The organism is Ignatzschineria larvae DSM 13226, from assembly GCF_038500265.1.
In the GTDB taxonomy this organism is placed as follows: domain Bacteria; phylum Pseudomonadota; class Gammaproteobacteria; order Cardiobacteriales; family Wohlfahrtiimonadaceae; genus Ignatzschineria; species Ignatzschineria larvae.
The window spans coordinates 589366-601473 of the sequence record NZ_CP150637.1; the positions used below are offsets into that span (position 1 = coordinate 589366).

Consider the following 12108-nt stretch of genomic DNA (forward strand, 5'->3'; position numbering starts at 1 on the left):
ATTTTAAGTACATATTTTAAGTACATATTTTAAGTATATATTTTAAAAGTGAATTTTAAATATACATTTTAATTCACGTTTTAATACACATTTGCTATTCACTTCGGGTGAAGTATGTGATGATATAAATCATTGATATTAATAAAAGGGGAATGAAGGATGAGCCAAAAAGATCTAGGGGCATTAGCGACCCGCTTAGCAGAGATCGATTTTGAGGAATCACTCTGCCGAGCATTTTTAAAAATTGAGAACGAAGAGGAGTTATTACGGTTCCTACGGGATCTCTTAACACCGAAAGAGCTCAATTCTGTGATTGAACGTTGGAAAGTCTGTCAGCTTTTAGTGCGTGGGGATCTCTCTTATCGTGAGATTCATGCGCTCACATCGGCAAGCTTAACAACCATTGGTCGAGTTTCTCGTTTTATTAATGAGGAAGATAATGATGGTTATCGCTTAGTACTCAGTCGAATGGATGAGGAAGAGAAGATCTAATATTCAGTCTTCGCACCAATAGTTAGATAAATTGATCGCAGAACCGCCTAAAGAGGCGGTTTTTTTATTGCCTGCCATTTTTCTTAAACTCAATTGACTATCAATAAGATTTGAGAGGCGATATGTGATGGGTGAGCGGAGAAAAACAGAAGGATAGAAAAAGGATTAAAAAGGGATCAGAAAAAAATTGACATTCATTCTTGAAACTATTACTGTACTACTACAGTAGAACAAAGAGAGACGTTGGAGTCTTAACTACTCATATAACAGTATCAAAACTAGTTCAAAGCCATTAAAGATGATATGACCATCAAGGAGAGATTATGAAGAAGTTATTAGCCGTAGTATTGAGTACCGCTTTAGCGACAGGATTAACAGGGGCTGCATTTGCTGCAGATATGAAAAAAGTTTATGTTAATCAGATCGTAGAGCATCCTGCACTTGATATGACTGCCAAAGGTATCCGCGATGGTCTTAAAGAGCGGGGTTATGTGGAGGGGGAGAATTTAGATTTTGTCATTGAATCAGCGCAAGCGAATGTGGCATTAGCTTCTCAAATTTCTACCAAATTTGTAGCACAAAATGCCGATGTAACGGTGGGAATTGGTACGCCCTCTGCACAAAGTCTTGTAAAAGCCGCGATGGATGGTAAGACTAAAATGGTCTTCAGTTCAATTACTGATCCATTGGCAGCAAGTTTAGTGAAATCATTGGAAAATTCTAATACTAACGTAACTGGTATGTCGAACTTTGTAGAAGTGGCCCCGCAATTAGAGATGTTTAAAACGGTATTGCCGGAGATGAAAAAGCTAGGCTTTATCTACAATCCAGGGGAAGCAAACTCCATTTCACAATTAGAAGATCTACAAAAAGCAGCACCTCAATTTGGCATTGAAGTTATCACACAAGCGGTGAACCGTACAGCCGATGTGCCACAAGCGGCCACTCGTTTAGCAAGTCAAGCAGATGCGATCTTTATCTATGGGGATAATACGGCCCTTGCCGCTTTAGAGAGTATTGTGATTGCCGGTATTAAACAGGGTAAACCGGTCTTTGTTGCGGATACAGATGCAGTGCCATCGGGTCCTCTTGCGGCGCTTGGTCCTAATCAGTATCAATTAGGGATCGATACAGCCGCGATGATTGCCGACATTTTAGAAGGAACGGATATCAATGCTATTCCTGTGGGTTTCCCGGGTAAAACTGAATTAGTGATTAATTTAGATAGCGCGAAAAAGCTCGGCATTGAATTACCTGCTACAATTATCGATTCTGCGGCTGTGATTATTGAAGATGGTCAAGCTCGCACTGTCAAATAATAACGTGAATGAGTATAGTGAATTCTCGTGAATTCTCAAGCGTAAAGGATGCGTAATGAGCATAAGTGAATTAGTGATGAGTCTGGAACTTGGGCTCATTTATGGAATAGTCGGGATGGGAATTTATCTGACCTTTCGGATTATCGATTTCCCCGATCTAACCTGTGATGGAAGTTTCGTTTTAGGTGCGGCTATTTCATCCATTTTAATTAAAGCAGGTGTTGATCCCTTTATCTCGTTAATATTCGCTCTTATAGGCGGGGCATTAGCGGGCGCATTAACCGGCATTTTAAATAGTTTTTTTAAAGTGACCGATCTACTTGCCGGGATTCTCGTGGCCTTTATGCTCTATTCGATTAATTTACACGTAATGAACGGAACCCCCAATATCTCGCTATTAATGTCGCCGACTATTTTTATTACTAATAATTTGGTGGTATTAGGCGGTATTGCGGTGGTTCTGATCGCACTCTTTACATTCTTACTCAATACAGATATTGGCCTTTCACTACGGGCTGTCGGGCAGAATAAGCGTCTTTGTATGAATGGTGGCGTGAGTGTCAAATGGATGATTATCCTCGGAGTTGCGATGGGAAATGCGCTAATCGCAATGGGGGGCGCACTCTTTAGTCAACAGCAAGGTTTTACCGATATTTCAGCTGGCGTGGGCACTATTATTTCAGGATTTGCCGCGGTCATTATTGGGGAGAGAATCTTACCCTTTCGTTCTATCTGGATTAAGCTTTTGAGCTGTATTGTGGGTTCGATTGTCTACCGTATTGTGACTAGCTTAGCGCTGCACGCAGAATTCTTACATCTGAAGAGTTATGATTTTAACTTAGTGGCAGGATTATTGATTATCATTATTATGGCGATGCCAGGAGGGAAAAAACGATGCTAAAGCTCGAAGATATTACCCTCAAAGTTGGCAAAGGCACGCAACTTGAACGAGTGATCTTAGAGGATCTCTCTTTAGAGGTAAAAAAGGGGGAGTTTCTCGTTGTGATCGGTGGTAATGGTGCCGGTAAATCAACAGTTTTTAATACTATTTCCGGGTTTATGAAACCCGAGAAAGGACGAATCCTCATCGATGGCGTAGATGTCACGAAAAGCTCGCAAAAAGCGCGGGCGAAGCTAGTCTCGATTGTCATGCAGGACCCAAGAATGGGAACTATGGAGAATATGTCCATTTTAGAAAATATGGCATTTTCTTATAAACGGGGGCAGAATCGAGGGTTTAAATTATTTAATAGCGATAAACGCCGGCAATTTTTTCAAGAGAAATTATCCCTGTTAGAGATGAATCTTGAAAATAGATTGCACGAGATGGTGAGCAATTTATCCGGCGGGCAACGTCAAGCATTGAGTTTGGTAATGTCGATTATGGCAGAATCTAAGGTGCTCTTACTCGATGAGATTACGGCAGCACTTGATCCTAAAATTGCAGAACATGTGATGGCATTGGCAGATAAACTCGTGCGGGAGCAGAATCTTACCTGCATAATGATTACCCACAATATGGAGCATGCTATTCGTTATGGTGATCGCACTGTATTGTTAAAAGAAGGGCGATTCTGTAAATCTTATAGTCGAGAAGAGAAATCGAAATTAACGGTTTTTGATTTGACGCGAGAATTTACCGATGCGTAATAGGGATATCATGAGAGATGTAGTGGATTCATAATGGATTCATAATTATACGAAATAGCATGTTAGATTAGTTTCTCAAATGGAACCTCTTCGCGTGATTGCTCTGAGGGAGCTCATATATCGCTATCTTTCCCACCTTGTTAGGAGAGATGCTACAATATTGATATAACATTTTTATATGACAACTATATATATCCATTATTGTACGCACTTATGATTATTATCGCTGAAGATCTATTGTTACAAGCCTCTCTTGATGGAGAGGTTCTTTTAGATCAAGTCAAAACAAAATTGTTGGCAACAGAAACCCAAGCAATGGGAAAATTAGCCGCGATATTGCCACGTAAGCAATATAAGAAGGCTACAGAACAGATTCTAACGTTAAAACAACGCTATTATCCTGATAATCGATCCTTATTGCCTATATTGAGCTTTAAACAACGAGGCCAAACTGCCGGTACTGCCCATTTGCAAAAGTGGGAGATTCGGCTAAATCCTATTTTATTAGCAGAGAATAGCACCTCTTTTATCGATGAGGTTCTGCCCCATGAATATGCGCATCTTTTAGTTTATGCGCTCTATGGGCGAGTTCAACCCCATGGCAAAGAGTGGCAACAAATGATGGAATATGTGATGAATCTGCCGGCTAAGCGAACGCATCAATTTGATACTGCCCGCAGTAGCACCAAACAATATCGCCGCTTTACTTATCAATGTGAGTGCAAAACGCACGAATTAACGGCGATTCGTCACAATCGTTTTCAGCAAGGAAAAGCGCGATACCATTGCCGGCAATGTGGACAGATTTTAAGGCCGATAGTGGACTCAACCGAATCATCACAATTTTGAGTCGAGCCGATAGAGAGTGCTACAATAGCCGCCAATAAATGGATATTGATAGCAACTCAAATAGCGTGCTATTTAGAATATAGTAGAGGAACTATGGCAGAACACAACTCTTCGGCACTCATCACAAATTTAACAGAATCAACGAGCGGAACAGATAGCACTATAACTTCCCAAGCATCCGTAATATCGGAGGTATCTGAATCGATGGAGCCGGTGATCTCGGAAGTATGTATGCGTGAACAATCTCACTACTCTGTGTCAGAGAAAAAGCTTGAGAAACGTCTACGCCGGCAAGTGGGTAGAGCGATTATGGATTATGAGATGATCGAAGAGGGCGATCGAGTGATGGTCTGCCTTTCTGGTGGGAAGGATTCTTATGCGCTTTTAGATCTACTGCGCAAATTACAGGAGAAAGCGCCTGTGAAATTTGAACTCTTTGCGGTTAATCTTGATCAGAAACAGCCCGGATTTCCCGAAGAAGTTTTGCCGAATTACTTACGCTCTATCAATGTACCTTTTGAGATTATTGAACGAGATACTTATTCTGTCGTGAAGCGGGTTATTCCAGAAGGGAAAACCACTTGTAGCCTCTGTTCGAGGTTACGCCGAGGAGTACTCTATCAATATGCTAAAGATCATGGGTTTAATAAGATTGCATTAGGTCATCATCGGGATGATATGGTGGAAACACTCTTTATGAACCTGTTCTTTGGCGGTACGATGAAATCGATGCCACCGAAGTTGAGAAGTGATGATGGAGAAAATATCCTCATTCGACCGCTTGCATACTGTGAAGAGAAAGATCTGATCAAATACGCACAGATGCGCCAATTTCCGATTATCCCTTGTAATCTTTGTGGATCACAAGATGGGCTGCAACGGCAAAGTACCAAATCAATGCTTGCAGAATGGGAGGCGAAATATCCAGGGCGGATGGATTCTATCTTTCGAGCGATGTGTAATATCAAACCCTCACAACTAGCTGATTATCAATTATTTGATTTTAAAGAATTTAAAGTTAAGGCAGACGATGAGCAGAATCAATCTATTGCAAATGGTAGGGAAGATAGCGTGAGAGAAGCCTTAAATTGGTTAGGGTAGCCCTTAACTATTGATTGTTGAAATTTATTACCCTCTATTTATCAATAAAAAACATTAAACATTGGTTATATAACATATTAAAAATTATTTTATAATAAGTAAACATAATGTAGGTCAAGTTTGATAATGTATTCTCGTGTTATATTATCGGCAGTACTATCGAGAGCATCAAATAAGCGTTTTGGTATCAGTAATATGCGGAGTTTAACAAATTATACCAACGCACTTAAGAGAGATTCTTGACGGGTGTCGCGGTCAAGACTGTACGAGGCACTAAGTAAAGAAACTTGTACAGGGAATGCTAAGGGATATCGACCTACAGGAGTTTAAGGCAAGATACTTTCCTCAAAGATCACGACAAATTTTTGGTTCCATTATCAAAAGGACACAAATCATGTTGGATTTAAAAGAAAAATTTGCGAAAGCTTGGGATGGTTTTAAACAAGGTGAATGGCAAGAAGGCGTTAATGTACGTGACTTCATTCAAAAGAACTATACCCCTTATGAAGGCGATGAGTCTTTCTTAGCTGGAGCAACGCCAGCAACTACTCAATTATGGGAGAAAGTACTCGAAGGTATTAAGATCGAGAACCAAACCCACGCACCTGTAGATTTTGATACCGATAAAGCCTCTACGATCACTGCGCATGATGCCGGTTATATCGAAGAAGATTTGGAGAAAATCGTAGGTTTACAAACTGATGCGCCTTTGAAACGTGCCATTATCCCCTTTGGTGGTATCAAAATGGTGGAAGGCTCTTGTAAAGCGTATGATCGTGAGCTTGACCCTGATTTGAAAAAAATCTTCACTGAATACCGTAAAACCCATAATCAAGGGGTTTTTGATGTCTATACTCCTGATATTCTAAAATGTCGTAAATCAGGGGTTTTAACAGGTTTGCCTGATGCCTATGGTCGAGGCCGTATTATCGGGGATTATCGCCGCGTTGCGCTCTACGGCATTGATTTCTTGATGGAAGATAAATTCAAGCAATTTGCCTCACTACAATCTCGGTTAGAAGCGGGTGAAGATTTAGAGATGACGATTCAGCTTCGGGAAGAGATCGCTGAGCAACATCGCGCACTTGGCCAAATGAAAGAGATGGCGGCGAAATATGGCTTTGATATCTCAGGTCCTGCAACCACAGCACAAGAAGCGGTGCAATGGACTTACTTTGCTTACCTTGCGGCAGTCAAATCGCAAAATGGGGCGGCGATGTCCTTTGGTCGAGTATCAACATTCTTAGATATCTACATTCAACGGGATATTGAAGCAGGGCGCTTAACAGAAGTCGAAGCGCAGGAGCTGATTGACCATTTAGTGATGAAATTACGGATGGTGCGTTTCTTACGAACCCCTGAATATGATGAACTCTTCTCAGGCGATCCTATTTGGGCCACAGAATCCCTTGCAGGTATGGGCTTAGATGGACGGACATTAGTGACTAAAAATACCTTCCGCTTCCTCAATACACTCTACACAATGGGGCCATCGCCTGAGCCTAACTTAACGGTGTTATGGTCAGAACAGCTCCCACAAGGCTTTAAAGAGTATGCGGCGAAAGTTTCGATCGATACTTCATCGATTCAATATGAGAATGATGACTTAATGCGCCCGGACTTTGGTAGCGATGATTATGCGATTGCCTGCTGTGTGAGCCCGATGATTGTGGGTAAACAGATGCAGTTCTTTGGTGCTCGTGCCAACCTTGCGAAAACACTGCTCTACAGTATCAATGGTGGTATGGATGAGAAGATGAAGATGCAAGTAGGACCTAAACATGCGCCGATGACTGATGAGATCTTGGATTACGATAAAGTAATGGCAAGTATGGATCAATTTATGGATTGGTTAGCGACACAATATGTCACAGCCCTTAATGTCATTCACTATATGCATGATAAGTATAGCTATGAAGCGGCCTTGATGGCGTTACATGATCGTGATGTTTATCGGACAATGGCTTGTGGTATTGCCGGTCTTTCAGTGGCGGCGGATTCACTTTCAGCGATTAAATATGCCAAAGTTAGACCGATTCGGGATGAAGATGGCATTGCCGTAGATTTTGAGATCGAAGGGGAGTATCCACAATTTGGTAACAATGATGCCCGAGTGGATGATATTGCGTGTGATCTTGTTGAGCGCTTTATGAAGAAAATTCAGAAATTGCCAACCTATCGTAATGCAGTACCTACCCAATCTGTCTTAACCATTACCTCCAATGTGGTATATGGTAAGAAAACAGGAAATACCCCGGATGGTCGCCGCGCAGGTGAGCCTTTTGGCCCTGGTGCAAACCCAATGCATGGTCGAGATCAGAAAGGGGCGATTGCTTCATTAACGTCTGTGGCGAAGATTCCTTATGCTTATGCGAAAGATGGGATCTCTTATACTTTCTCAATCGTACCGAATGCTTTAGGGAAAGATGATCAAGCGCGTAAAGCGAACCTTGCGGGGATGATGGATGGATATTTCCATCATGATAGTGAGTTTGAAGGTGGACAACATCTGAATGTAAATGTGATGAATCGTGAGATGTTACTCGATGCGATGGATCACCCTGAGAAATACCCACAACTTACTATTCGGGTATCGGGTTATGCGGTTCGGTTTAATGCATTGACCAGAGAACAGCAGCAAGATGTGGTGACTCGGACCTTTACACAGACGATGTAGTGGGTAAGAGATCAATCAGGGAGATGAGTCTATTGTGTAAACAAAATTCTCAATCAAATCGTTAAGATATCTCCCGTATTTGAAAGACCTTTGTTATCGTCGAGTCCCCGATAGTGAAATATTGGGGACTCTCTTCTTTTTGATCCGCAGTAGAGAAAGTAATATTGGTAGATTGTTATGATAGATTTTGATGCGAGATCTGTATGAGAGATCTATGAGAGATATTCATTTTCGGCGGTAAGGAGTTTTTTATGTCTGTACTTGGTCGTATTCATTCTATTGAATCTTGCGGAACTGTCGATGGTCCCGGCATTCGTTTTATTGCTTTTTTTCAAGGATGTCTATTACGCTGCCTCTATTGCCATAATCGTGATACGTGGAATTTACGGGGTGGACGATTAGTCACCGTAGATGAACTGATGCAAGAAGCCCACGCTTATCGTCATTTTATGAAGGCTTCTGGCGGTGGTGTTACCGCTTCCGGCGGTGAGGCGGTATTGCAGGCAGAATTTGTCCGGGATTGGTTTCGAGCCGCACAAGCTGATGGTCTTAATACCTGTTTAGATACGAATGGTTTTGTTCGGCAATATAATAATATTATTGATGAGTTAATCGATGCTACAGATCTTGTAATGCTCGATTTAAAACAGATCAATGATGAGGTTCATCGGAAATTAGTTGAGGTTCCTAATCGCCGGCCTTTAGAGTTTGCTCGCTATCTTGCCAAAAGAGGGCAGCGTACCTGGATTCGATATGTGGTTGTACCGGGTTATACAGATGATGATGATTCAGCGCATCGCCTAGGGCAGTTTACAGAGAATATGACAAATATCGAGAAAATCGAGTTACTACCCTATCATGAGCTTGGAAAGCATAAATGGGAAGCCTATAATGAGCCCTATAAGCTTGAGGGCGTTCACTCCCCACCGCCGGAGACATTAGAGCGGATTAAAACTATTCTCACATCCTATGGGCATACTGTGACTTATTAAAGAGATTGGGAGATTTTGCAAGCGAGATTTTGCAGGAAAAATTTTATAGTAAATTTGGTTTAAGAAAAATGGTTTTAAACAACACTTGCAAGATGCGGGATAGAACCGCTTCCTTACTTATTACAACCGATGCGCCGGCATTTAAATGAGCTTATTTTGAACCGATCTTACTATAGAAAGCGAGATTTCCGAAAAATAGTCTAACAAAAAGCCGATCCTGCACTCTGAATGGCATGATCGGTTTTTATTGGGTGAGAAATGATATTCGTGGATTAGTTTTCTCGTGATTTATTTACCCTTAAATCCTTGCGATTTTAACAGTTGGTTCGCCACTCTGATTTGATGTTCAAGGGCATCGCTCTCTTGAAGTAACTGCTCTTGAGCTTCAATATCACTGCTATTCACGCTAATTTGTCTCGTATTTGCCGTATGATTTTGATTTGAAGGTCTTTCTCTTGTGAGTGAATAATCAGAATCGGTTGCATATCCTTTGCTGCGCATCAGGGTATTACCGAGATTAAGCTCTGTCTGTAGCACTGATAGATCTGTTTCTACCAATCGTCCTGCTTCTTCTTTGAAAGCTTTACGGAAATTACGCATCGAATCCATGACTTGAACATGCATGTCACGTACCGCATTCATATCTTGGCGATAAATTTTGAGATACATCTGTAATTGCATCTGTACAGAAGGAAGAAAAGTATTGAGGAAGCGACCTGCACTTAATACGTTACGTTCATCTTTTTCAATAGCATCAACCATCTGCCGTGTATAAATAATAATTTGATCCACGTGTTGTTTAATGCTTCCTGGCATATCGAGATTTTCTTGTTCAATCACAGTCAGTACTTCAATATGACGGCGCACTAACTCATATTTGGCATTTTGTTGACGTAGAATCTGTTCTTCCATAGCTCGTTGTTCAGCTTGTTGTTGCAATATTTTAGCTTCTTCGGCAATACGCTGTTCTTCCTCTAAATAGGCTTCTCGCTCTTCTTTATTCATAAAGTAAGAACCAAATTTCCGGCGAATATCTTCCGGTGCTAATATGCCAAAAGCCAACAAGATGGCGAAGGCAATGAGTGCCCAAAGCGGGAATAGGGAGAGTAATGGCAGATGGTTATCTTGTAACGCACCATAGAGGAATAGAATCGCTAAGGGAATCGTCAGCCAGAAGATGCGATTACCAATATGCCGATCGCGAATGCCGACGACAGCGGTAAATAACCCACCCACTAAAAGAGACACTGGCCAAGCACCGCTTAAGGCCGTGATAATCGTTGCAATAATCCCCACACCGGTTGCAAAACGATTAGGACGTGCCGGGAACATCATTACAAAGCCGAGATAAGTACTAAAAAGGGTAAACCCCGAACCCACTAAAAGTTTTGGCGGAATAATATTCGTAAAAATTTCCGCTAAAACCCCGCACGCAAATCCTTTGCCGTGATCGATAAGACGCAATATAGTTGATTTAACCCGACTAAATCCTTTAGTCAGTGGGGTTTCAGCTCTGTTTAAAAAAGGTCTAATAATGCGATATCCGATATAGACAACAATGAGAAATGCAATAAACGGCATAGAAACTTCCTTATAAGCTTATAAAGCGATCCCTTAGATTTCGATGAACAGGATCGAAACTAAGGGATATGAAGAGCGATCTTGGCCTACATCGCTGATAACGATGAGAGATCTGATGTTAAAATAGGGCGCAAACTCAATGATCACTTGCGCCTCTTTTAAAATATATTAGCTCTGATATTTATCAACAACAGCCCCAATACGTTGACGAAGATTATCTTCCATTTGACCAAGTTCAACTTCCACTTCTGCACGGCGATGACGAGCTTCTGTCGCAATACGCATAGTCTCTTCAATGGTATTGACTAAGCGATCTTGTACTTCCCGAATGGTTTCGATATCAACGACTGAACGTTCAATCTCGGTCGCTGTTGCGATACTATTTTGTTGTAACGCTTCAGCATTACGGCGAAGTAGTTCATTGGTGGTATCAGAGACATCTTTCTGTAATTTTGCAGCTTTTCCTTGTTGATCTAGTGAAAGTGCCAAAACCATCTGATTTTTCCAAACAGGAAGCGTCGTTAAGATACTGCCTTGGATCTTTTCTGCTAACTGCTGGTTATTGTTTTGCATAATACGAATTTGCGGCGCTGTTTGCATAGCAATCGCTTTAGAAATCTCAAGATCGTGCAGACGACGCTCAAAGCGATTGAGATTTTCCATCAAATCTTTCACTTTTTGGGTATCAAGGAGATCTTTACTCTCATCAGCTTGTGTTTGTAAACGAGGTAACTCCGTCATTTTGATCTCTTCAATCTTCTTTTTGCCGGCAGTGACAAAGAGACTAATCTCTTTATAGTACTCAAAGTTTTTCAGATAGAGCTGTTCAAGACGCTCATTATCACGAAGTAATCCCACCATAGATTGATCAAGATGCGCTGCGATCGTATCTACTTGTGAAGTGAGTGTCATATGATCGATCTTTTCAGCGGCATTTTTTCTAAAGAAGCTGCCAATAATCGGTAATTTCGCAAGGAAGCTATTGTTTTGATCCTCTTTTGTTAATGGATCATATTCCCGAACTTTGGAGATTAATGAACCTAATTGATCCCCAATTACGCCAGAATCCTTGCCTTTGACACCTTGTAGCAGGGTATCGGCAAATTTTGCGATCTCTGACATGGGCTTAACACCGTAGCCCAGAACTTCACTTGCTTGATTAATATCGATATTTTGACTTATTTCATCAATACGAACGAGATCTTGACTATTCTCTTTAGGGTCTTCCCCTTTGCTAAAAGCAGTAAGATCAGTGGGGTTAATCGTTTGTAATGCTGTGTTATTGTTGCTTGTAGTATTCATGTCGCTTCATCTCTTGCTATAGGGTTATGAGGTAGAATCGCAGTAGATTGTAGAGGGTATCAGATCCAAAATTATGCCTTTATGCCTATTTGTTCTCGCTGAAATCTTCTTGTAATCTACCAGTTGCTATTTTTTTGCGTATATA

10 protein-coding genes are annotated in these 12108 nt (G+C 41.2%); 8 read left to right on the plus strand and 2 right to left on the minus strand.

Annotated features, from left to right (window positions below):
* The first annotated feature begins 159 nt into the window (after positions 1–159).
* From WMO13_RS02580 to pflA, 8 genes are all read left to right on the plus strand, one after another.
* Positions 160–492 carry a YerC/YecD family TrpR-related protein gene (locus WMO13_RS02580; protein ID WP_051396141.1) on the plus strand — a complete coding sequence of 111 codons (333 nt, stop codon included), beginning with the start codon at positions 160–162 and terminating at the stop codon, positions 490–492.
* A gap of 323 nt (positions 493–815) precedes the next feature.
* Positions 816–1811 carry an ABC transporter substrate-binding protein gene (locus WMO13_RS02585; protein ID WP_026878583.1) on the plus strand — a complete coding sequence of 332 codons (996 nt, stop codon included), beginning with the start codon at positions 816–818 and terminating at the stop codon, positions 1809–1811.
* A gap of 55 nt (positions 1812–1866) precedes the next feature.
* A complete protein-coding gene (locus tag WMO13_RS02590) occupies positions 1867–2712 on the plus strand; it encodes an ABC transporter permease (protein WP_026878582.1) in 846 nt (281 codons plus the stop codon).
* The gene (locus WMO13_RS02595; RefSeq protein ID WP_034855423.1) at positions 2706–3461 is read left to right on the plus strand and encodes an ABC transporter ATP-binding protein; all 756 of its coding nucleotides are present in this window, start codon (positions 2706–2708) and stop codon (positions 3459–3461) included. Before WMO13_RS02590 ends, WMO13_RS02595 begins: the two co-directional genes overlap by 7 nt.
* Before the next feature lie 213 nt (positions 3462–3674).
* Positions 3675–4310: a SprT family zinc-dependent metalloprotease gene (locus tag WMO13_RS02600; protein WP_245601148.1), complete on the plus strand. Its 636-nt coding sequence runs from the start codon at positions 3675–3677 to the stop codon at positions 4308–4310.
* 231 nt (positions 4311–4541) lie between these two features.
* Entirely contained in the window at positions 4542–5411 is an 870-nt protein-coding gene (gene ttcA / locus WMO13_RS02605) for a tRNA 2-thiocytidine(32) synthetase TtcA (protein WP_156923254.1), read from the plus strand.
* A 394-nt stretch (positions 5412–5805) separates the two neighbouring features.
* A complete protein-coding gene (gene pflB / locus WMO13_RS02610) occupies positions 5806–8088 on the plus strand; it encodes a formate C-acetyltransferase (protein WP_026878580.1) in 2283 nt (760 codons plus the stop codon).
* Between the two features lie 251 nt (positions 8089–8339).
* Complete coding sequence (gene pflA / locus WMO13_RS02615; RefSeq protein WP_026878579.1) at positions 8340–9080, plus strand: pyruvate formate lyase 1-activating protein; 741 nt, start codon at positions 8340–8342, stop codon at positions 9078–9080.
* 288 nt (positions 9081–9368) lie between these two features.
* Here pflA and WMO13_RS02620 read toward each other — a convergent pair whose 3' ends face one another.
* Together WMO13_RS02620 and WMO13_RS02625 are read right to left on the minus strand one after the other, a co-directional pair.
* Positions 9369–10661 (minus strand): hypothetical protein, encoded by a 1293-nt coding sequence (locus tag WMO13_RS02620; protein ID WP_026878578.1) that lies wholly within the window; start codon positions 10659–10661, stop codon positions 9369–9371.
* A gap of 168 nt (positions 10662–10829) precedes the next feature.
* Positions 10830–11963 (minus strand): toxic anion resistance protein, encoded by a 1134-nt coding sequence (locus WMO13_RS02625; protein WP_026878577.1) that lies wholly within the window; start codon positions 11961–11963, stop codon positions 10830–10832.
* Positions 11964–12108: the final 145 nt, after the last annotated feature.

What these genes read in the sequence shown, in the direction of transcription:
- WMO13_RS02585 (WP_026878583.1), top strand. Translation starts at nt 816, where the DNA reads ATGAAGAAGTTATTAGCCGTAGTATTGAGTACCGCTTTAGCGACAGGA.
- WMO13_RS02580 (WP_051396141.1), top strand. Translation starts at nt 160, where the DNA reads ATGAGCCAAAAAGATCTAGGGGCATTAGCGACCCGCTTAGCAGAGATC.
- pflA (WP_026878579.1), top strand. Translation starts at nt 8,340, where the DNA reads ATGTCTGTACTTGGTCGTATTCATTCTATTGAATCTTGCGGAACTGTC.
- WMO13_RS02625 (WP_026878577.1), bottom strand. Translation starts at nt 11,963, where the DNA reads ATGAATACTACAAGCAACAATAACACAGCATTACAAACGATTAACCCC.
- WMO13_RS02595 (WP_034855423.1), top strand. Translation starts at nt 2,706, where the DNA reads ATGCTAAAGCTCGAAGATATTACCCTCAAAGTTGGCAAAGGCACGCAA.
- WMO13_RS02620 (WP_026878578.1), bottom strand. Translation starts at nt 10,661, where the DNA reads ATGCCGTTTATTGCATTTCTCATTGTTGTCTATATCGGATATCGCATT.
- pflB (WP_026878580.1), top strand. Translation starts at nt 5,806, where the DNA reads ATGTTGGATTTAAAAGAAAAATTTGCGAAAGCTTGGGATGGTTTTAAA.
- WMO13_RS02600 (WP_245601148.1), top strand. Translation starts at nt 3,675, where the DNA reads ATGATTATTATCGCTGAAGATCTATTGTTACAAGCCTCTCTTGATGGA.
- ttcA (WP_156923254.1), top strand. Translation starts at nt 4,542, where the DNA reads ATGCGTGAACAATCTCACTACTCTGTGTCAGAGAAAAAGCTTGAGAAA.
- WMO13_RS02590 (WP_026878582.1), top strand. Translation starts at nt 1,867, where the DNA reads ATGAGCATAAGTGAATTAGTGATGAGTCTGGAACTTGGGCTCATTTAT.